The sequence below is a fragment of the Micromonospora sp. NBC_01392 genome, from assembly GCF_045040125.1.
Classification (GTDB): Bacteria; Actinomycetota; Actinomycetes; order Mycobacteriales; family Micromonosporaceae; genus Micromonospora.
This window is the reverse complement of sequence record NZ_CP109549.1, coordinates 639,546-658,872: the sequence shown is the minus strand read 5'-3', so window position 1 is coordinate 658,872 and position 19,327 is coordinate 639,546. Positions and strand designations below refer to the sequence as shown.

Below are 19,327 nucleotides of genomic sequence, written 5' to 3'. Positions count from 1 at the left end.
GGTGCTGCCGCTGGCCGCCTCCGGCGTCGCCGGCTCGGCCGCGCCCGCGTTGCCCGGGGTGGCGGCCTTGGCGGTGGGGGTGTCGACCTTGGCCGGCTCGGGCGCCTTCTCCGGCGCGGGGGCCGGCTTCCCGGCCTCGGCCTTCGCCTTCGCCTCGGCGGCGGCCCGGTCGGCCTCGGCCTTGCTGCGGATCGGCGTCCTCGGGTCGAAGCCCGGCACCGAGATGCCGTGCTGCTCGGCCAGGCGCAGGCCGCGCAGGCTCGGCTCGCCCGGCCCGCCGTCGGCCACCGCGCCGTCCCGCTCGTCGGCGAAGCCGGCGAGCTGGACCGCCATCTCCTTGAGCGTGCAGAGCCGCGCGCCCCGGGTCGGCATCGGACGGCCGCCGGCCTGCAACTCCTGCACCACGCCGAGCGCGCCCTGCGGCTCCACGTTGTCGAAGAAGTCGTAGTTGACGGTCATCACCGGGCCGTAGTCGCACGCCGCCAGGCACTCGGCGTGCTCCAGGGTGATCTTCCCGTCGGCGGTGGTCTCCTCGTGCCCGACGCCCAGGTGCTCGGCGAGCGTGTCGTAGACCGCCTGGCCGCCCAGCACGTCGCACATCGTGTTGGTGCAGACGCTGACCAGGTAGTCGCCGGTCGGCTTGCGCTTGTACATGGTGTAGAAGGTGGCGACGGCGCCGACCTGGGCCTTGTTCAGCCCGAGCACCTCGGCGCAGAACTCGACGCCGGCCGGGGAGACGTACCCCTCCTCGGACTGCACCAGGTGCAGCAGCGGCAGCAGCGCCGAACGGGACCGGTCCGCCGGGTACCGGGCGATGATCTCCCGCGCCCGCAGCCGGGTCTCCTCAGTGAACACGTTCATCGGTCACAACCACCCATCACGGGGTCCAGCGAGGCGCCACCGGCGATCACGTCGGCGATCAGGCCGCCCTCGGCCATCGCCGGGAGGGCCTGGAGGTTGACGAAGCTCGGCTCCCGGTAGTGCACCCGGTAGGGCCGGGTGCCGCCGTCGGAGACCGCGTGCACGCCCAGCTCGCCGCGGGGCGACTCGATGCCGACGTAGACCTGGCCGGGCGGGACCCGGAAGCCCTCGGTGACGAGCTTGAAGTGGTGGATCAGCGACTCCATCGACTGACCCATGATCTTGGCGACGTGCTCCAGCGAGTTGCCCATGCCGTCGACGCCGATGGCGAGCTGCGCCGGCCAGGCGATCTTCTTGTCGGCGACCATCACCGGGCCCGGCTTCAACCGGTCCAGCGCCTGCTCGACCAGCTTCAGCGACTCCCGGATCTCGGCCAGCCGGACCAGGTAGCGGCCCCACACGTCGCCGTCGGTGTGGGTCGGCACGTCGAACTCGTACGTCTCGTACCCGCAGTACGGCATGGTCTTGCGCAGGTCCCAGGCGAGCCCCGCCGAGCGGAGCACCGGGCCGGTGATGCCGAGTGCCACGCAGGCGGTCACGTCGAGCACCGCGACGTTCGTGGTGCGCTCGATCCAGATCGGCTGCCCGGAGAGCAGGCTCTCGTACTCCTTGAGCTTCTTCGGCATCAGCACCAGGAAGTCGCGGATCTTGCGGATCGCGTCGTCCGGCACGTCCTGCGCCACCCCGCCCGGCCGCACGTACGCGTGGTTCATCCGCAGGCCGGTGATGGTCTCGAAGATGTCGAGGATGTACTCCCGCTCGCGGAAGCCGTACAACATCATGTTGATCGCGCCCAGCTCCATGCCGGTGGTGGCCAGCCAGACCAGGTGCGAGGAGATCCGGTTCAGCTCCATCATCAGCACCCGGATGGTGGTGGCCCGCTCGGTGACGTCGTCCGTGACGCCGAGCAGCTTCTCCACCGCGAGCGCGTACGCCGTCTCGTTGAAGATCGGCGAGAGGTAGTCCATCCGGGTCACGAACGTCGAGCCCTGGACCCAGTTGCGGTACTCCAGGTTCTTCTCGATGCCGGTGTGCAGGTAGCCGACGACGGAGCGGGCCTCGCGGACCGTCTCGCCCTCCAGCTCCAGGATCAGCCGGAGCACGCCGTGCGTGGACGGGTGCTGCGGACCCATGTTGACGACGATCCGCTCGTCGTTGATCGGGTCGGTGCCGGAGACGACCTGGTCCCAGTCCCCACCGGTGACGGTGAAGACCTTGCCCTCGGTGGTCTCGCGCTCGGTCGCGTAGTTCGACGTGGTCACTGGTAGGACCTCCTACGGTCCGGCGGGGGAATTTCCGCACCCTTGTACTCGACGGGTATGCCGCCGAGCGGGTAGTCCTTGCGCTGCGGGTGCCCCTCCCAGTCGTCCGGCATCAGGATCCGGGTCAGGTTGGGGTGGCCGTCGAAGACGATGCCGAACATGTCGTACGTCTCCCGCTCCTGCCAGTCGGCGGTCGGGTAGACGGCGGTGACGCTCGGCAGGTGCGGCTCCTCGACGGAGACCGCGGCCTCCAGCCGGACCTGCCGCCGGTAGGTCATCGAGGTGAGCTGGTAGACCACGTGCAGCCGGCGCGCGTCGGCGCCCAGGTAGTCCACCCCGGACACCGAGGAGAGCAGCTCGAAGCGCAGCGACAGGTCGTCGCGCATCACCTGGCAGACCTCGGCGATCCGCTCCGGGCGGACGTGCAGGGTCAGCTCGCCCCGGTCGACCACGACCTTCTCGATCGCGTCACCGAAGGCCGGGTACGCCTCCTCCAGCGCGTCCCGCACCTCGTCGAAGTAGCTCCCGTACGGGCGGGTGGCCTCCTCGATCGGCTTGCGCTGGCGGACCAGGCCGCCGTAGCCGGAGACGTCACCGGTGCCCTGGTTGCCGAACATGCCCCGCCCGGCCGGGCTGGCCGGCGGGTACTCCGCCGGCGCGGTGCTGCTGGCCCCGACGGGAGTGGTCGGCACCGGGACCCCGCCGTCGTTGTTCCTGTCGTTCGGCGACGTCACTTCGGGCCTCCCTGCGTCTGGAGGTGGTTCTGCGCCTTCATCCAGTTCTCGATCCGCAACTGCTCCTCGCGCCCCTCGCGGACCGCCTTCGTCCACTCGGCACGCCGGGCCTTGTCGTTGCGGTACGACGACGGCATCGAGCCGTACGGCACGACGGGCACGTCACCGCGCTCCTTGCGGGCCTCCAGCATCTTGCGGCCGTTCGGGCCCAGCGGCTCGTACATGATCTTCTCGCGAAGCTTGAGCACCGCGTCGATGAGCATCTCCGGCCGGGGCGGGCAGCCCGGGAGGTACATGTCGACCGGGACGACGTGGTCGACGCCCTGCACGATGGCGTAGTTGTTGAACATGCCGCCGCTGCTGGCGCAGACGCCCATCGAGATGACCCAGCGGGGCTCGGCCATCTGGTCGTAGATCTGCCGCAGCACCGGGGCCATCTTCTGGCTGACCCGGCCGGCCACGATCATCAGGTCCGCCTGCCGGGGCGAGGCGCGGAAGACCTCCATGCCCCACCGACCCATGTCGTAGTGCGGGCCACCGGCGGCCATCATCTCGATGGCGCAGCAGGCCAGACCGAAGGTGGCGCCCCAGACGGACGACTTCCGCGACCAGTTCACCAGCTTCTCGACGCTGGTGAGCAGGACGCCGGAGGGAAGCTTCTCCTCGATGCCCATCTGCTACCTCCTCAGTCCCAGTCCAGGCCGCCGCGCCGCCAGACGTAGGCGTAGGCGACGAAGACCGCGACGATGAACATGACCATCTCCACGAAGCCGAAGATCGGCAGGGCGTCGAAGGAGACCGCCCAGGGGTAGAGGAAGATGATCTCGATGTCGAAGACGATGAAGAGCATCGCCGTCAGGTAGAACTTGATCGGGAACCGGCCGCCGCCGACCGGCTGCGGGCTCGGCTCGATGCCACACTCGTACGCCTCGAGCTTGGCCTTGTTCAGACGCCGGGGGCCGGCGAATCGGGCAGCGGCCACGGAGAACAGCGCGAACCCCGCGGCGAGGGCGAACAGCCCGATGATGGGTGCATAAGGAGAGAGCGTCATCGTTGTCCCCTGCTCGTCCTTCCCTGACCTCGGTGGTTGGCCAAAATCACACTATTCACGTCCCTGACGACAGCGGTCGGCGGGGGTCGATCTCTCCGCTCCGTGGTCGGTCGACCGCGGGCCGGTGGTCTCCTCACACGGTCGGGGCCACCTTCGTCATGGCGTTGATGACCCGGTCCATCGCGTCCCCGCCGCGCGGGTCGGTCAGGTTCGCCAGCAGCTTCAGCACGAAGCGCATCAACATCGGGTGCGGCATGCCGTGCTTGGTGGCCATCCGCATCACCTCGGGCCGACCGATCAGCTTCACGAAGATCCCGCCGAGCCGGTAGTAGCCGCCGAAGCGGGCCTTCAGCTCCTGCGGGTACGCCATCAGCGCCCGTTCCCGCTCCGCGCCGGCGGGGCGGGCGAGCGCCTGCACGGCGACCTCGGCAGCCAGCTCGCCGGACTCCATCGCGTACGCGATGCCCTCACCGTTGAACGGGTTGACCATGCCGCCGGAGTCGCCGACCAGCAGCACGCCGCGGCTGTAGTGCGGGACCCGGTTGAAGCCCATCGGCAGCGCGGCGCCGAGGATCGGCCCGTCCGCGTTGGCCTCGTCGGTCATCCCCCAGTCCTCCGGGGTGTTGGCCAACCAGTCGGTGAGCAGCCGGCGGTAGTTCGTCTTGCCGAACGCCGTGGAGGAGTTGAGCACGCCGAGGCCGACGTTCACCCGGCCGTCGCCGAGACCGAAGATCCAGCCGTAGCCGGGCAGCAACGCGTCGTTGCCCTTGGCGCGCAGCTCCAGCCAGGACTCCAGGTAGTCGTCGTCGTGCTTGGCGGGTGAACGGTAGTAGCGGCGGACCGCCACCCCGATCGGCCGGTCCTCCCGCTTGGCCATGCCGAGCGCGAGCGGGAACCGGCCGGAGACGCCGTCCGCGGCGACCACCAGCGGCGCGTGGAAGGTGGCCGGCTCCTTGTCGGGGCCGACCTCGGCCTGCACGCCGGTCACCCGGTCGTCGGCGTCGAGCACCGGGGCGAGGACGTTGACGCCGGTGCGCAGCTTCGCGCCGGCGGCGACGGCCCGCTGGGCGAGCAGGTCGTCGAAGTCGAGCCGGGTCCGGACCAGGCCGTAGTTGGGGAAGCTGGCCAGGTCGGGCCAGTCCAGCTCCAGGCGTACCCCGCCGCCGATCACCCGCAGGCCCTTGTTGTGCAGCCAGCCGGCCTCGGGCGAGGTGTCCACACCCATCCGGACGAGCTGCCGCACGGCGCGGGGCGTGAGCCCGTCACCGCAGACCTTCTCCCGGGGGAACTCCGTCTTCTCCAGCAGCAGCACGCGTACGCCGTGCCGCGCCAGGTGGTATGCCGTGGCCGATCCTCCGGGACCGGCGCCCACGACGATGACGTCGGCGTCGTTCTCCACCGCGGTCATCCGCGCCTCCTCCCGCATGCTCGTGAAATGCTTCACAAGCCGATCGGGTTGGAGTCTATGACCGGCGTTACACCTGTATGCGCTGAGGGGGGCCTAACTTCCGCAGAAACCCGCCGGTGAGCACGCGGAGATCGGTCACGGGCGGGCCGGCGCGGCCGGTCCCAACCCGGCGTCGAGCCGGATCGTCTCGGGCAGGTGGTCACGCAACGCGCCCCCGGCCGCGCGGTCCAGCGCCGCCAGCACCTCGGCGACCACTTGACGGACCTCGGTGGGATCCGCGCCGGCCAGCTCCTTGAGCTGGGCGATCAGTTCGGCGGCGTCGTCGTCGGTGGCGGCGGCGTGGTCGGGTCCCGTCATGGGCGCGAGCCTACGGCGGGAATCAGGCTCAAGCCGGACATTCACGAAATGCCCGGCCGAGGGCCAGGGGCGATCAGTTCCGGACGGCCCGGTGCAGCGCGACGACGCCGCCGGTCAGGTTCCGCCACGCCACCCGACCCCAGCCGGCCGCGCCGACGCGCGCCGCCAGCGCCGCCTGGTCCGGCCAGGCCCGGATCGACTCGGCGAGATAGACGTAGGCGTCGGGGTTGCTGGAGACCGCGCGCGCCACCGTCGGCAACGACCGCATCAGGTACGACAGGTAGACCGTGCGGAAGGCCGGGTTGACCGGGGTGGAGAACTCGCAGACCACCAGCCGCCCGCCCGGCCGGGTCACCCGGGCCAGCTCGCGCAGGGCGGCGTCGGTGTCGTTCACGTTGCGCAGCGCGAAGGAGATGGTCACCGCGTCGAAGCTGGCGTCCGCGAACGGCAGCCGCAGCGCGTCGCCGGCCAGCAACGGCACCGCCGGGCGGGTGCGCTTGCCGGCGTGCAGCATGCCCAGCGACAGGTCCGCGCCGACCGCGTACGCCCCGGAGTGGGCCAGCTCCTCGGTCGAGACGCCGGTGCCGGCGCCCACGTCCAGCACCCGCTCGCCGGGGCGCAGCCCGAGCGCCGCCCGGGTGGCCCGCCGCCAGGACCGGTCCTGCCCGAAGGAGAGCACGGTGTTGGTCAGGTCGTAGCGGGCCGCCACGCCGTCGAACATGGCGGCGACCTCGTGCGGCTGCTTCTCCAGGCTGGCGCGTCGGCCCTGCGGGGTACGGCTCACCCCTCCACTCTGCCAGCCGCACCGACCCGGGTACGGCGCGGGGGCGAGGTGGTCGCCCACCCCGCCCCCGCCGTGTCCGGAGCGTCCGGCTCAGTCCCCGGTGCGCTCGTCGGTCGGGGCGACCAGAACCACCCTGCGGCGGCGGGACAGCACCATCAGCGCCGCGCCGGCGGCGAGCACCAGCGCGCCGATGCCGCCGATCAGGCCGACCTGCATACCGGTCACCGGCAGGCCGCCGTCACCGGAGCCACCGCCGCTGCCGCCACCCGTGGTCGGGGTCGGGACCGCGGTCGCGCCGCCGCTCGGGGTCGGCTCGGCGGTCGGGGTGCCGGTCGGCGTCGGCGTCGGGGTCGGCTGCCCGTTCGGGTCCACGAAGACGTCGAACTGGGCGGTGTTGTCGACGTCGTCGACCTCGGAGAAGGCGCGGCGCTGCGCCGAGCTGGCGACGCGCGGCTCCTCCTCCGGCTCGCCGGATGCGGAGTCCAGGCCGGCGGCGAAGACGAAGCCGGGCCGGAGCAGCTTCTCGGTCACGTCCGCGCCGACCTTCACCCGCACGCCGGCGGTGTAGAACTGGCCCGGCTTCAGCACCGCGCCCCGGTCCTCGCAGTACGCCTGCGCGAAGCCGCCCAGGTCCTGCTCGACGCAGCCCTCGGGCAATTCGGCGAAGGTGACGCCGGCCGGCAGCGTGATGCCGTACGCGACGCCGGTGGCCTTCCGGCTGCCGTCGTTGAAGACGGCCCAGTCCAGCGGCGCGGTCCCGCCCGGCCGGACCGGACGCAGGTTCGCCTCGCCGGCATCGTCGCCGTCGACCTGCACGTCGGCGTACACGTCCTGCACCCAGGTGGTGAGGTCGTAGCCGGGGGCGGTCACGGTGATGTCGTGCTCGACCGAGTTGTTCTCCAGGTCGGGGTCGGCGGTGGCCGCGCTGATGGAGACCTTCAGCGTGCCGGCCGCACCCTTGCCGCCGGTGGAGAAGAGCGGGATGCCGAAGTCCTCGGTGGTGCCCGCGGCGAGGTCGCCGAGCAGGCAGGTGAAGGAGGTGCCGGTCACCTCGCAGCCCTCCGGGACCAGCACGCCGACCTTGCGGTCCTTCAGGCCCTTCGTCTCCACCGTGACCCGGACGCCCTTCGCGTCGACGGTGCCGGTGGTGTTGTCCACCTGGAACTTGAACGGCTTGGCCCGGGCCTCGTCGACGCCCTTGGCGAGCTGGTAGCTGAGCGGGACGAGCTGAAGGTCGGCCTCGTCGGCGGCGTGCGCCGGGCCGGCGACGGCGGCGAGGCCGGCGGTGGAGAACAGCGCCACCACACCGGCACGCGCCAGTGTGGATCGGTATCGGAAGGTCATGGTTCCCCCGGGGGTAGGGACGTGCCGATCAGGCACGGAACGAACGGACGGTACCGGAGCGACGCGGCGCGGCGCCAGCGTCCCACGCGTGGGAATTGCCACCGTCCCCGACCGACAGCAGGGGCGGGATGGTCACCCATCCCGCCCCTGGCCGCGGTGCGTTATGTGAACGGCCCTCATGGGCCGATGGAGGACGACGGTCCGCCGAACGCCGCCAGCGTAGCCGCGACGGCGACCGGCGTGGCCACGCTCGCCCGGGTCGCCGCCGACCTGTTACCTGGCAGCTCGCGGCCCGGATGGGCGGTGTCGAGCGGGGACGTTAGCGGCTCCCGATCAGGCCCGTCGAGGGCCACGCCGAAGCTCCACCGGAAACGGGACGACACCCGGCCGCACGACGCCCCCGACCGACCGAACGGTGGACCGGTCAGCTCGCCTCCACCAGCGGCAACGACTTCCCGACGCCGCCGCCCGGCAGCGCGATCGAGGAGAAGTGCGAGACCACGCGGTCGTCACTCGGGTCGTCGGCGGGCGTGCGGTGCACCGCGAGCCGGCGGTAGAGCGTGTCCCGCTGGGCCGGGATCCGGTCCGCCGACCGGATCATGCCGATCAGCTCGTGCAGGTTGGACCGGTGCCGGGCACCGGCCGAGGAGATGACGTTCTCCTCCAGCATGATCGAGCCCAGGTCGTCCACGCCCATGTGCAGCGCGAGCTGCCCGACGTCCTTGCCCGTGGTCAGCCAGGAGGCCTGGAGGTGCGGCACCGTCTCGAAGAAGAGCCGGGCCACCGCGACCAGGCGCAGGTATTCCAGCGCGGTGGCCTGGGTGCGGCCCTTCAGGTGGTTGTTCTCCGGCTGGTACGTCCACGGGATGAAGGCCCGGAAGCCGCCGGTGCGGTCCTGCACGTCCCGGATCATCCGCAGGTGCTCGATGCGCTCCGCGTTGGTCTCGCCGGTGCCCATCATCATGGTCGCGGTCGACTCCAGGCCCTGCCGGTGCGCCAGCTCCATCACCTCGAGCCAACGCGCGCCCGACTCCTTCAGCGGCGCGATCGCCTTACGCGGCCGGTCCGGCAGCATCTCGGCGCCGGCGCCGGCGATCGAGTCCAGGCCGGCCGCCTTGATCCGGGCGATGGCCTCGTCCAGGCTCACGCCGGAGACCTTCGCCATGTGCAGGATCTCGCTCGGGCCGATCGAGTGGATGGCGAGCTGCGGGTAGGCCCGCTTGACCGAGGAGAACAGCTCCTCGTAGTAGTCCACGCCGTAGTCCGGGTGGTGGCCGCCCTGGAGCATGACCTGGGTGGCGCCCAGCTCGACCGCCTCGCCGCAGCGGCGCAGGATCTCCTCGGTCGGGTGGGTCCAGCCCTCGGCGTGCTTGGGGGCCCGGTAGAACGCGCAGAACTTGCACGCCGTCACGCAGACGTTCGTGTAGTTGATGTTGCGGTCGATCAGGTAGGTGACGATGTTGTCCGGGTACCGGCGCCGCCGTACCGCGTCGGCCGCCTCACCCAGCGCGTGAAAGGGCGCCTCGGTGTAGAGCAGCAGCGCCTCCTCGGGCGTGATCCGCCCGCCGTCCGCGCCGCGCTGCAGGATGTCGTCGATCTCCCGGTTCGCCGTCACGCTCCCGAGCCTACGTCGCGGCCCCGACGGCGGACACGCCCACCTCGGCCGGGTGACGAGGGCCGCAGTCGCCGAATCAGGCGAGTCCCGGGCTCGCCACCGGCAGTCCCACAGCCTTGGCCGCCTGCAACAGACGCCGGTCGTACGTCACGAAGGCCTCGAACTCCGTGACCGCCTGGCGGGCCAGAATCTCCGCGGTGGCCAGGTGAATCGCGTCCAGGCTGCGCAGCGTCGGTTCGGCGTACGCGCCGGCGGTCGCTCGCACCGCCGCGTCGATCTCGACCCGGTAGAGCCGACCCAGCACCGACGGGACACCCACCAGCGCCTGCGGCGCGGCCCGACGCAGCGCCCTCGGCACCTCGACCTCGACCAGCACCGACGAGACCAGGGCGGTCCCGGAACGGTCGTTCAACCAGCCGATGAGATCCGACGTCCCTTCTTCACGCCGGAGCATCTTGATGACCGCCGCCGAGTCGAGGTAGATCACCAGCGCTCCTCATCGCGCGATTCGGCCAGGAACGCCGCGACGTCCACCGACTCGTCACCGAGAACCGGCGGCATGGGGACCGGGCCGGCCGCGGTCGGTGCCGTGGCCCGCCCCTCGGCGACGAGTCGACCCAGGAGCGCGTCGCCGGCCAGCACCGGAACGAGACGGGCGATGGGCTCACCGCGGTCGGTCACCTCGACCGTCTCACCCGCGCGTACCCGCGCCAACACCCGGCTGGTGTGCTGGTTCAGCTCTCGTATCGGGATCTGCTCCATCAACAAAGTGTAGAACGAATCGTTCTACCCGGCATCGTCCCCGGCCACGGCGTGACCCGCACCGGCGCACACGTTCGTGGCGTCACGCGTCGTAGTCGACCGTCAGATGCTCGGTCACCGGGCTGGACTGGCAGGTCAGGACGTAGCCGGCGGCGACCTCGTCCGGCTCCAGCGCATAGTTGCGGGCCATCGTCACCTCACCGGAGGTGACCCGGGCCCGGCAGGTCGAGCAGACCCCGCCCTTGCACGCGTACGGCAGCTCGCCCCGCACCCGCAGCGCGGCGTCCAGCACCCGCTCGTCCCGGCGCATGGTGAAACTCGACGAGCGCCCGTCCAGCACGATCGTCACCTCGGCGCCCGCGCCCGGCTGCTCGACCGGGCGGCGCACCGGCTCCGGCGGGGCATCCACGTGGAACAGCTCGGTGTGCACCGCCGCGTCGGGCACGCCGCGACCGGCCAGCACCGCCTTGGCGTCCACCACCATGCCGTACGGGCCGCAGAGGAACCACTCCTCGATCTGGTCGCCCGGCACCACGGTGTCCAGCAGCCGGGTCAGCCGGTCCGCGTCGACCCGCCCGGACAGCAGCGCCGACTCGCCCATCTCGCGGCTCAGCACGTGCACCAGGTGCAGCCGGGTCGGATAGCGGTCCTTCAGGTCGGCCAGCTCCTCGCCGAACATCACCGTGTTCGCCGTGCGGTTGCCGTACACCAGGGTGAAGGTGCTCCGCGGCTCGACGGCCAGCGCGGTCGCGACCAGGCCGAGCACCGGCGTGATCCCGGAACCGGCGACCACCGCGCCGTACCGGCGGACCCGGTCCGGCGCGAACGCGGAGGTGAAGTGCCCGAGCGGCGGCAGCACCTCGACGGTGTCCCCGTCGCGCAGCGCGCCGCAGGCATACCCGGAGAACGCGCCGCCCGGGACCTCGCGCACCCCGATCCGCAACCGGCCGTGCCGGGCCAGCTCGTCCGGGGTGGAACAGATCGAGTACGACCGTCGCGCCTCCGCGGACTCCGGGTCGTCGGCGACGGCCGGGCGGCGGACCGTGAGGTGCTGCCCGGCGGAGAACGCGAACGTCTCCCGCAGCTCCTCCGGCACCGCGAAGGTGATCGACACGGAGTCGTCGGTGAGCCGGTCGACGGCGGCGACCGGCAGCGGGTGGAAGACCGGCCGGCGGCGGACCGGCCGGGTGATGGTGACAGTCACAGCGCCTTCAGGTGGTCGAAGGGTTCGGCACAGGAGCGGCAGCGCCACAGCGCCTTGCAGGCGGTGGAGCCGAACCGGCTGACCTGCGTGGTCTCCGGTGATCCGCAGCGCGGGCAGCGGACCGCCAGGGTCAGCGGCACCACCGTGTCGTCGCCGCGCGGGGCGGGCGGGGCGATGCCGGCGGCGGCCAGTTTCGCCCGGCCGACGTCGGAGATCCAGTCGGTGGACCAGGCCGGCGCGTAGACGGTGCGGACCTCGGCGTCCGGATGCCCGGCGGCGGCGAGCGCGCGGCTGATGTCCGCGCGGATCACGTCCATGGCCGGGCAGCCGGTGTAGGTGGGGGTGATGGTGACGACGACCCGGCCGGTGGCCGGCTCCTCCTCGACCGCGCGCAGGATGCCCAGCTCGTCGATGGTGATGACCCGGATCTCCGGGTCCACCACCGCCGCCACGGCCGCCCTGGGGTCGGTCACCAGCGCGCTCCGGGGTGGGCGCGGTGCAGCACCTGCATCTCGGCCAGCAGATAGGAGAGGTGCTCGGTGTGCACGCCGTCCCGGCCCCCGCCGGGCGTCCAGCGCGTCTCCGGCCGGGTCAGCGTGGCCTCGTCCAGCACCGCGGCCACGGTGGCGTCGAAGTCGGCCCGCAGCGTGGCCGGGTCGACCGGCGCCGCCGGGTCGCTGGTGAACAGCTCGTGGACGTACGGCCAGACCTGGTCGACCGCGTCCTGCATGCGACGGTGCGACTCGTCGGTGCCGTCACCGAGGCGCTTCACCCAGAGCGAGGCGTGGTCCAGGTGGTACGCCGACTCCTTGCGCGCCTTCGCGCCGACCGCGGCCAGCCGGTCGTCGCCGCAGCCGGCCAGCGCGGTGTAGAGCGGAAGCTGCCAGGCGGCCAGGAAGAACAGCTTCGCCATGGTCACGCCGAAGTCGCCGTTGGGCAGCTCGACCAGCAGGCAGTTGCGGAACTCCCGGTCGTCGCGCAGGTAGGCCAGGTCGTCCTCGTCCCGGCCGGCGCCCTCCAGCTCGCCCGCGTAGGTGAGCAGCAGCCGGGCCGCGCCCAACTGGTCGAGGGCGATGTTGGCCAGCGCGATGTCCTCTTCCATCTCCGGCGCGCGGGTGGTCCACTCGCCGAGCCGCTGCGCCGCGACGAGCGCGTCGTCGCCGAGGGCGAGCGTGAAGTCGAAGACGCCGCTCACAGGTGGGCCACCCCGTCCGGCACCTCGTAGAACGTCGGATGACGGTAGACCTTGTCGGCCGCCGGGTCGAAGAACGCGTCCTTCTCGTCCGGGCTGGACGCGGTGATCGCGCCGGCCGGCACCACCCAGATCGAGACGCCCTCCTGCCGGCGGGTGTAGAGGTCGCGGGCGTTGCGCAGCGCCAACTCGGCATCGGGGGCGTGCAGGCTGCCGACGTGGGTGTGCGACAGGCCGCGCCGGGCCCGCACGAACACCTCCCACAGGGGCGAGGACTGACTACTCATGCCGCCACCGGTTCCTTCCGCTCCACCCGCTTCGCGGCGTACGCCGCGGCGGCCTCCCGTACCCACGCGCCGTCGGCGTGGGCCCGCTGCCGGTGCGCCATCCGCTCCCGGTTGCACGGCCCGTCACCCTTGATGACCCGCATCAGCTCGGCGTAGTCGGGCTGGGTGTAGTCGTACGCCTGCCGCTCGTCGTTCCAGCGCAGGCCCGGGTCGGGGATGGTCAGGCCGAGCACCTCAGCCTGGCCGACGCACATGTCGACGAAGCGCTGGCGCAGCTCGTCGTTGGAGAAGCGCTTGATCTTCCAGGCCATGGACTGCGCGCTGTGCGTGGAGTCGCCGTCCGGCGGGCCGAACATCGCCAGTGACGGGTACCACCAGCGGTCCAGCGCGTCCTGGGCCATCGCCTTCTGGGCTCCGGTGCCGTGTGCCAGCGTGTGCAGGATCTCGTAGCCCTGACGCTGGTGGAACGACTCCTCCTTGCAGACCCGGATCATGGCGCGGGCGTACGGGCCGTAGGAGCAGCGGCACAGCGGCACCTGGTTGACGATCGCCGCGCCGTCCACCAGCCAGCCGATGGCGCCCACGTCGGCCCAGGTCAGCGTCGGGTAGTTGAAGATCGAGCTGTACTTCTGCCGGCCGTCGAGCAGCAGCTCCACCAGCTCGTCACGGCTGATGCCGAGCGTCTCGGCCGCCGCGTAGAGGTAGAGCCCGTGGCCGGCCTCGTCCTGCACCTTGGCCAGCAGGATGGCCTTGCGCTTGAGCGAGGGGGCCCGGCTGATCCAGTTCCCCTCCGGCTGCATGCCGATGATCTCGGAGTGGGCGTGCTGGGCGATCTGCCGGATCAGCGTCTTCCGGTACGCCTCGGGCATCCAGTCCCGGGGTTCGATCTTCTGGTCGGCGTCGATCACGTCGGCGAAGTACGCCTCGAAGTCCTCGTCCGGCCCGGGGCCGCCCCGGCGGGCCCGCGCCGCGGCCTCGCGCAGCGCCGCCTCCGCGGCTTCCACCTCGCCGAGCAGGCCGCCGCCCGGAGCGTCCTCGGGCGGGGCGAAGTCGTTGCCATACATGAGGCCAGTGTTACAGCTCGCTACGCATGACACCAGAGGGTGTAACAGGATTCCGCAATCACCTCCGGTGGCCACGCGGAAGCCGAAGGTGGTCGCCCCTGAGCTGGGAAAATGTTTGTGACGTCGACCACTTGCCGGAAACGAAACCCCCCAAGAACCACATATCTGCTCAATATCCCGCCCACCCGGCGAGTCGCCGGGTGTCGGGATCTGGCGGAATGCCAGTCGGGAAGTAGACTTCCCCCGGCACACCGATCGGCTGCCGTTGATCGCCACCTTTCAGGCCACCGTCCCCCGGCCTCGTGGTCATCGGGCCGAACACATGCGGAAGCCGGTCCCCCCGGCCATACATCTGGAGTTCACCCACTCATGCGACCTCGCGTGACCATGGTGCTCGCCGTCGTGGCAGTGCTCGTCGGCGGCGGCATGCTGGTGCCCGCCGCGTACGCCCAGCTCTCCGGCGGAGACAGCCCGAGCAGCCTCGGCGGCTTCGGCGGCGGCACCGAGCAGGTGCCCGCGCCCGCCCCGAGCGCGCCCCCGTCCCCGACGCTCGCCGACGCCCCGGTCTCGGTGGATTTCCGAGGCGACTTCTTCTCCTGGGCACTGATGGACCGCACCACCGGCACGGTCACCGGCGCGAAGAACATGAACCGGACCAGCTCCACCGAGTCGATGCTCAAGACCTGGATCGTCTCCGACTACCTGCGCCAGCTCGGCGACAAGCAGCCGACCGCCCAGCTCAAGAGGGCGGCGAGCCTGGCCATCCGGGACAGCGACGACAACGGCGCCAACATGGTCTACCGGGCGGCCGGCGGCTCCTACCAGAAGCAACCAGGCAACAAGCTGAACCCGGTGCTCCAGCGCGCCGTCAAGATCTGCGGCCTGACCGACACCAGGGCCGGCACCGTGCCCGCGTACCTGGGTTGGTGGAGCTTCACCGAGATGTCCCCCCGGGACGCGGTCCGGCTCGGCGACTGCATCGCCGACGGCAAGGCCGCCGGGCCGAAGTGGACGAAGTGGGTCATGAACGAGATGGCCAACGTCCGGGGCAGCATCAAGAGCCAGCAGGAGAAGTCCGGCGGCGGCAAGTGGGGCATCATCGACGGCCTGCCCGCCTCGATCAAGGCCCAGGGCCCGGTGAGCATCAAGAACGGCTGGACCCGGCTCGCCTACGACGGCAACTGGCACGTCAACTGCCTGGCGGTCACCGACAAGTGGAGCCTCGCGGTGATGATGCGCTATCCGGGCGCCGTCGGCCTGTGGTACGGGTCGAAGCTCTGCGCGAGCGTCGCCACGCAGCTCGTCACCCCGCAGCCCGGCGCCGCGCTCAAGGTGCCGCAGCAGCCGATCGGGAAGCTCTGATGGCGGGCGCCCGGCGACGGCCCGGCAGTCACCGCCGCCCGCTGGCGTTCAGCGCGGTGGCGGTTGCCCTGGTCGGCCTGCTGGTCCTCTCGCTCCGGCTGGTCCCCGGCTCACCGCTGCGGCCGACCGCCGCCACGCACCCCGACGTGGCGGGTGAGCGGTCCACCACGCAGCCCACCGACCGTAACGACCGGCCGGCGCCGGCCCCGTCGCCGTCGCTGGAGCCGCTGCCGTTCCAGGCCAGGAACCTCGACGACCTCGACCTCAAGGGCTGGTACGCCTGGTCCGTGCTGGACAAGCGGACCGGCCAGATCATCGGCTCGAAGAACATGGGCGAGACCAGCACCACCGCATCCCTGATCAAGTCCTGGGTGGTCGCCGACTATCTGCGCCGCAGCGCCGAGGCGGGAAAGACCCCGAGCGACGCCAAACTCGACGACGCCACGCGGATCATCCGCGACAGCGACAACACCCGCGCCCAGGAGTTCTACGAGAGCGTGGGCAGCGCCGCCTCGATCAAGCGGCTGATCTCGATCTGCAAGCTGACCGACAGCAAGGTCGCCGCCGACGGCGGCTGGAGCCGGACGCTGCTGTCCCCGCGGGACACCGCCCGGCTCGGCCTCTGCATCGACGACGGCCGGGCGGCCGGGCCGAAGTGGACCACGTGGCTGCTCAACGAGATGCGCCTGGTGCGCGGCTCCGGCGACTTCGGCATCCGCAAGGCGTTCCCGGCCGCCGAGCAGAAGAAGATCGCCATCAAGAACGGCTGGATCGACCGGCAGAAGGAACAGGAGTACCACGTCAACTGCCTGGCGATCGGCGACACCTGGACGATGGGCGTGATGGTCAAGAGCCCGTTCAGCGTCGGCGGGTGGGACTACGGCATGAAGGCGTGCGAGCAGATCACCGAGGCGCTGTTGCGCGAGCCGACCTGATCCCGGCGCGGCGGCTGACCACCGCACCCGGTCAGCGGTGGAAGAACTCCGGGCCGCCCGGCGGCAGCGCCGGCACCTCCCCGTACGCGGCGGCGCGGCGCGCGAACTCGCGTAGCCCGGCCACCTGCCGCTCGCCCAGCGAGAAGTCGAGCGTGCGGAAGTAGGTCGCCAGCGTCGCCGCGTCGAACGGCTCCCAGCGGGCCGCCGCCTCGGCCACCTGGTCCAGCTCGGCCAGGCAGAGGTCACGCGAGCGCAGGAACGCCTCGTGCACCTCCTTGACCAGCCCCGGGTGGGCGGCGGCGAAGTCGCGGCGGACCGCCCAGACGGCGAACACCATCGGCATTCCGGTCCACTCGTGCCACGCCTGCCCGAGGTCGGTCACCGCGAGTCCCTTGCCGGGCGCCTCGTAGAGCGCGCGCAGCGCCACGTCGCCGATCAGCACGCCGGCGTCGGCCTCCAGCAGCATCTGGGTCAGGTCGGGCGGGCAGCGGAAGTACTCCGGACGCACCCCGTACCGCTCGGCGAGCAGCACCTGGGCCAGCAGCACGCCGGTACGCGAGGTGGAGCCCAGCGCCACCTTGCCGCCGTCCAGCTCGGTCAGCGGCCGGGTGGAGACCATGTTGACCGAGAGCACCGGGCCGTCGCTGCCGACCGCCAGGTCCGGCAGGAGCAGCAGCTCGTCGGCGTGCTTCAGGAACTCCACAAGCGTGATCGGGCCGATGTCGAGGTCGCCCCGGACCAGGTCGGCGCTCAGCCGGTCCGGTGAGTCCTTGTGCAGGTCGACGTCGAGCAGCGCGCCGGACCGCATCAGCCCCCAGTAGATCGGGAGGCAGTTGAGGAACTGGATGTGCCCCACCCGGGGGCGGGCGATGCGGTCGGCCATGACCCGACCGTATCCCCGCCACCGCCTCCGGCTGGAAGGAGGGGCCCCTTGTTAACGCATCCGGTAGAGAAGGGGCCCCTTCTCACCGCCCCATTCCGCGACTGCGGCACGTTCGGCGCGTACCGCGCGGCGGACCGGCCCGGCCAGCGCCGCCACGACCAGCAGGCCGACCACCCCGCAGCCGACGACCAGCGGCCGGGGGTCGGCCACCGCCAGCAACAGGCCGCCGACCAGGTAGCCGCCCATCGCGGCGCCCTGCACCGCCGCCCCGAAGACCGCGAACGCGCGCCCTCGGGCCGCCGCCGGCACCCGGCGGGCCAGCAGCAGGTTGTTGAAGACGTTGTCGCCGCCGTTGGCGGTGCCCCCCACCAGCCAGATCGGCACGAGCAGCCACGCCGTCGGCACCGCCGCCGAGACGAGCACCGCCAGGCAGCAGCAGCCGAGCAGCAGCAGCCCGGCCCCGAGCAGCGCGCCGTCGTCCGCGAGCCGGCGGGCGACCCGGGCGAACAGCCAGGCGCCGAGCACGATGCCGGCCGTCCAGGCGCCGGTGACCAGGCCGTACACGGTGGTGGAGCTGTTCAGTGTCTCGCGGATGAAGAAGACCTCGATCACGTTGATCGCCCCCACCGCGCCGACCACCGCGGCCACGCTGCCGATCATGACCAGCAGCATCGGGTCGCGACGCAGTCGCCAGGCGGGCGTGGCCACGGCGATGCCGGCCGCCGCCGTGGCTGCCCGGCCACCCCGTCGGGTACGGATGAGCAGCGCGGCCACCACCAGCGCGAGGTAGCTGACCGCGTCCACGAGCAGCGGCACCCGGGTGCCGTACTGCCCGACGAGCAGCCCGGCCAGCGCGGGTCCGGCGAGCGCGCCCAGGGTGCCGGCGGTCTGGTTGAGCGCGCCGGCCCGGGGCAGGTCCTCGGCCCGGACCATGACCGGCACCAGCGCGGCGAGCACCGGCTGGGTGACCGCGAGCCCGGTCGCCAGCAGCGCCACCAGCACGAGGACCAGGGCCGGCGTCGTCGCGTACGCCAGCGCCGCGCAGATCCCGGACTGGGCCAGGCCGGCGACGACCAGCAGGGTCCGGCTGTCCACCCGGTCGGCGAGGCGCCCGGTCAGCGGGGCGAGCGCGACGAGCGGCAGCGTCGCGGCGAGCAGCAGCCCGGAGACGGCGAGGCCGCCCGCGCCGGCGGACTGGAGCGCGAGCGTCAGCGCGGTGGCCGCGAGGAAGTCCCCGCAGCTCGAGACGCCTCGGGCGGTGGCGGCGAGCCAGACGTCCGGCCAGCACGAGGAGCCAGTTGCGAAAGACATACTTCGAAAATAATCCTTCACAACTGGCGCGCGCAACCCACCTCAGTCGATGGGCATCGCCCGGTACTGCACCGCCACCTTGCGCGCCCCCGCCGGCGGGTCGGTCCGGCTCCGCTGCCGGTACGGCGACGTCAGCGCCCGGACCGCCTCGTTCAGCTCGGCCAACTCCTCGGCGGTCACCAGCAGCACGCTGTCGCTGAACCAGGTCGCCTCGTACCATTCGCGCGGCTCGTCCGGCGCACGGCGCATCCAGTCCCGGACCCGCTGCGCATCCCGGACCAGGTGCGCCTCGACCAGCGCCGCTTCGGCGGCGTGCGTCTCCGGGTCGGCGTCCAGCCCGGCCTCGACCGAGTACGACGGATTCACCGCCTGCCACACCCGCTCCCGCGCGTCACCCCGGCCGGCCGCCTCGCGGACCAGGCCGAACTTCGCCAACTCGCGCAGGTGGTAGCTGGTGGCGCTCGGCGACAGGCCGGCGATCTCGGCGCACTCGGTGGCGGTCGCGCCACCCTCCACCGCGCTGAGATGCTCGATGATCGCCATGCGGGCCGGATGGGCGAGCGCCCGCATCACCTGCGGGTCGCTGATCGTCACCCGGTGCTGTTCGGGACGCGCCTCGGTCATGCCCCCATGATCCCGCGCCGGCGGCGACCGGCGCACGAGGCAGCGCCGGCCGGCCGCCAGCCGCGTCCGGCCGAAATCCGGTGGCGTCGCCGATCAGGGCCTCCGTATAGTGGATGACCGCCCGACGGCCGCGGTGAGCATGCACCGCAGCGGACGTCCCCGCGCCGGGAGCAGGCCAACCGCCCCCGGACACGCGAGCGAGCATCATGTTGAGCCTGGGAGTTCAC

Annotated in this window: 21 protein-coding genes and 1 pseudogene; 2 read left to right on the top strand and 20 right to left on the bottom strand. The window is 71.9% G+C overall.

The window, feature by feature from the left end:
- Positions 1–6: 6 nt before the first annotated feature.
- The 17 genes and pseudogenes from nuoE to paaA all read right to left on the bottom strand — a co-directional run.
- Positions 7–861 (bottom strand): annotated as a pseudogene (gene nuoE, locus OG767_RS03115) (NADH-quinone oxidoreductase subunit NuoE); the annotation flags it as partial.
- Positions 858–2,183 carry an NADH-quinone oxidoreductase subunit D gene (locus tag OG767_RS03110; protein ID WP_405092062.1) on the bottom strand — a complete coding sequence of 442 codons (1,326 nt, stop codon included), beginning with the start codon at positions 2,181–2,183 and terminating at the stop codon, positions 858–860. The gene OG767_RS03110 and the pseudogene nuoE, both read right to left, overlap by 4 nt.
- A complete protein-coding gene (locus OG767_RS03105; protein ID WP_405092061.1) occupies positions 2,180–2,917 on the bottom strand; it encodes an NADH-quinone oxidoreductase subunit C in 738 nt (245 codons plus the stop codon). Before OG767_RS03105 ends, OG767_RS03110 begins: the two co-directional genes overlap by 4 nt.
- Positions 2,914–3,591 carry an NADH-quinone oxidoreductase subunit B family protein gene (locus OG767_RS03100; protein ID WP_091062855.1) on the bottom strand — a complete coding sequence of 226 codons (678 nt, stop codon included), beginning with the start codon at positions 3,589–3,591 and terminating at the stop codon, positions 2,914–2,916. Before OG767_RS03100 ends, OG767_RS03105 begins: the two co-directional genes overlap by 4 nt.
- Positions 3,592–3,602: 11 nt before the next feature.
- Positions 3,603–3,968, bottom strand: coding sequence for an NADH-quinone oxidoreductase subunit A (locus OG767_RS03095; protein ID WP_089154551.1), 366 nt, complete (start codon positions 3,966–3,968; stop codon positions 3,603–3,605).
- A 133-nt stretch (positions 3,969–4,101) separates the two neighbouring features.
- Entirely contained in the window at positions 4,102–5,376 is a 1,275-nt protein-coding gene (locus tag OG767_RS03090) for a geranylgeranyl reductase family protein (protein WP_405092060.1), read from the bottom strand.
- Positions 5,377–5,511: 135 nt separating this feature from the next.
- Positions 5,512–5,733 carry a hypothetical protein gene (locus OG767_RS03085; protein ID WP_396772119.1) on the bottom strand — a complete coding sequence of 74 codons (222 nt, stop codon included), beginning with the start codon at positions 5,731–5,733 and terminating at the stop codon, positions 5,512–5,514.
- Between the two features lie 73 nt (positions 5,734–5,806).
- The gene (locus OG767_RS03080; protein WP_405092059.1) at positions 5,807–6,517 is read right to left on the bottom strand and encodes a demethylmenaquinone methyltransferase; all 711 of its coding nucleotides are present in this window, start codon (positions 6,515–6,517) and stop codon (positions 5,807–5,809) included.
- A 90-nt stretch (positions 6,518–6,607) separates the two neighbouring features.
- Positions 6,608–7,861 carry a cell wall anchor protein gene (locus tag OG767_RS03075; RefSeq protein ID WP_405092058.1) on the bottom strand — a complete coding sequence of 418 codons (1,254 nt, stop codon included), beginning with the start codon at positions 7,859–7,861 and terminating at the stop codon, positions 6,608–6,610.
- A 424-nt stretch (positions 7,862–8,285) separates the two neighbouring features.
- Complete coding sequence (gene mqnC / locus OG767_RS03070) at positions 8,286–9,476, bottom strand: cyclic dehypoxanthinyl futalosine synthase (protein WP_281943618.1); 1,191 nt, start codon at positions 9,474–9,476, stop codon at positions 8,286–8,288.
- A gap of 76 nt (positions 9,477–9,552) precedes the next feature.
- Entirely contained in the window at positions 9,553–9,963 is a 411-nt protein-coding gene (locus OG767_RS03065) for a PIN domain-containing protein (RefSeq protein WP_405092057.1), read from the bottom strand.
- On the bottom strand, positions 9,960–10,238 hold the full coding sequence (locus OG767_RS03060) for a type II toxin-antitoxin system Phd/YefM family antitoxin (protein ID WP_405092056.1): 279 nt from the start codon (positions 10,236–10,238) through the stop codon (positions 9,960–9,962). Before OG767_RS03060 ends, OG767_RS03065 begins: the two co-directional genes overlap by 4 nt.
- A gap of 82 nt (positions 10,239–10,320) precedes the next feature.
- Entirely contained in the window at positions 10,321–11,442 is a 1,122-nt protein-coding gene (gene paaE, locus OG767_RS03055) for a 1,2-phenylacetyl-CoA epoxidase subunit PaaE (protein ID WP_405092055.1), read from the bottom strand.
- Positions 11,439–11,915: a 1,2-phenylacetyl-CoA epoxidase subunit PaaD gene (gene paaD, locus OG767_RS03050; RefSeq protein ID WP_405092054.1), complete on the bottom strand. Its 477-nt coding sequence runs from the start codon at positions 11,913–11,915 to the stop codon at positions 11,439–11,441. The genes paaE and paaD overlap by 4 nt, the downstream gene beginning before the upstream one ends.
- Positions 11,912–12,637, bottom strand: a complete 726-nt coding sequence (paaC, locus tag OG767_RS03045; protein ID WP_405092053.1) for a 1,2-phenylacetyl-CoA epoxidase subunit PaaC — start codon at positions 12,635–12,637, stop codon at positions 11,912–11,914. Before paaC ends, paaD begins: the two co-directional genes overlap by 4 nt.
- Complete coding sequence (paaB, locus tag OG767_RS03040; protein ID WP_405092052.1) at positions 12,634–12,921, bottom strand: 1,2-phenylacetyl-CoA epoxidase subunit PaaB; 288 nt, start codon at positions 12,919–12,921, stop codon at positions 12,634–12,636. The genes paaC and paaB overlap by 4 nt, the downstream gene beginning before the upstream one ends.
- Positions 12,918–13,985, bottom strand: coding sequence for a 1,2-phenylacetyl-CoA epoxidase subunit PaaA (gene paaA, locus OG767_RS03035; RefSeq protein WP_281943628.1), 1,068 nt, complete (start codon positions 13,983–13,985; stop codon positions 12,918–12,920). The genes paaB and paaA overlap by 4 nt, the downstream gene beginning before the upstream one ends.
- A gap of 369 nt (positions 13,986–14,354) precedes the next feature.
- Between paaA and OG767_RS03030 the strand changes: the two genes are divergently transcribed.
- Both OG767_RS03030 and OG767_RS03025 read left to right on the top strand, forming a co-directional pair.
- Positions 14,355–15,347 (top strand): hypothetical protein, encoded by a 993-nt coding sequence (locus OG767_RS03030; protein ID WP_405092051.1) that lies wholly within the window; start codon positions 14,355–14,357, stop codon positions 15,345–15,347.
- Complete coding sequence (locus OG767_RS03025) at positions 15,347–16,282, top strand: hypothetical protein (protein ID WP_405092050.1); 936 nt, start codon at positions 15,347–15,349, stop codon at positions 16,280–16,282. The genes OG767_RS03030 and OG767_RS03025 overlap by 1 nt, the downstream gene beginning before the upstream one ends.
- A gap of 31 nt (positions 16,283–16,313) precedes the next feature.
- Here OG767_RS03025 and OG767_RS03020 read toward each other — a convergent pair whose 3' ends face one another.
- From OG767_RS03020 to OG767_RS03010, 3 genes are read right to left on the bottom strand one after another with little or no spacing between them, the layout of a single operon-like run.
- Positions 16,314–17,165, bottom strand: a complete 852-nt coding sequence (locus tag OG767_RS03020) for a menaquinone biosynthetic enzyme MqnA/MqnD family protein (protein ID WP_107154657.1) — start codon at positions 17,163–17,165, stop codon at positions 16,314–16,316.
- Positions 17,166–17,216: 51 nt separating this feature from the next.
- Complete coding sequence (locus OG767_RS03015; RefSeq protein ID WP_405092049.1) at positions 17,217–18,476, bottom strand: MFS transporter; 1,260 nt, start codon at positions 18,474–18,476, stop codon at positions 17,217–17,219.
- Positions 18,477–18,518: 42 nt separating this feature from the next.
- Positions 18,519–19,100 carry an ArsR/SmtB family transcription factor gene (locus OG767_RS03010; RefSeq protein WP_405092048.1) on the bottom strand — a complete coding sequence of 194 codons (582 nt, stop codon included), beginning with the start codon at positions 19,098–19,100 and terminating at the stop codon, positions 18,519–18,521.
- Positions 19,101–19,327 lie beyond the last annotated feature (227 nt).

Bases quoted from the DNA above. Each gene is read 5' to 3' on its own strand.
- OG767_RS03085 (WP_396772119.1), bottom strand. From the start codon at position 5,733: ATGACGGGACCCGACCACGCCGCCGCCACCGACGACGACGCCGCCGAA.
- paaB (WP_405092052.1), bottom strand. From the start codon at position 12,921: ATGAGTAGTCAGTCCTCGCCCCTGTGGGAGGTGTTCGTGCGGGCCCGG.
- OG767_RS03090 (WP_405092060.1), bottom strand. From the start codon at position 5,376: ATGACCGCGGTGGAGAACGACGCCGACGTCATCGTCGTGGGCGCCGGT.
- OG767_RS03100 (WP_091062855.1), bottom strand. From the start codon at position 3,591: ATGGGCATCGAGGAGAAGCTTCCCTCCGGCGTCCTGCTCACCAGCGTC.
- OG767_RS03030 (WP_405092051.1), top strand. From the start codon at position 14,355: ATGCGACCTCGCGTGACCATGGTGCTCGCCGTCGTGGCAGTGCTCGTC.
- OG767_RS03015 (WP_405092049.1), bottom strand. From the start codon at position 18,476: ATGTCTTTCGCAACTGGCTCCTCGTGCTGGCCGGACGTCTGGCTCGCC.
- OG767_RS03095 (WP_089154551.1), bottom strand. From the start codon at position 3,968: ATGACGCTCTCTCCTTATGCACCCATCATCGGGCTGTTCGCCCTCGCC.
- OG767_RS03025 (WP_405092050.1), top strand. From the start codon at position 15,347: ATGGCGGGCGCCCGGCGACGGCCCGGCAGTCACCGCCGCCCGCTGGCG.
- OG767_RS03060 (WP_405092056.1), bottom strand. From the start codon at position 10,238: ATGGAGCAGATCCCGATACGAGAGCTGAACCAGCACACCAGCCGGGTG.
- OG767_RS03075 (WP_405092058.1), bottom strand. From the start codon at position 7,861: ATGACCTTCCGATACCGATCCACACTGGCGCGTGCCGGTGTGGTGGCG.
- OG767_RS03010 (WP_405092048.1), bottom strand. From the start codon at position 19,100: ATGACCGAGGCGCGTCCCGAACAGCACCGGGTGACGATCAGCGACCCG.
- paaA (WP_281943628.1), bottom strand. From the start codon at position 13,985: ATGTATGGCAACGACTTCGCCCCGCCCGAGGACGCTCCGGGCGGCGGC.
- OG767_RS03020 (WP_107154657.1), bottom strand. From the start codon at position 17,165: ATGGCCGACCGCATCGCCCGCCCCCGGGTGGGGCACATCCAGTTCCTC.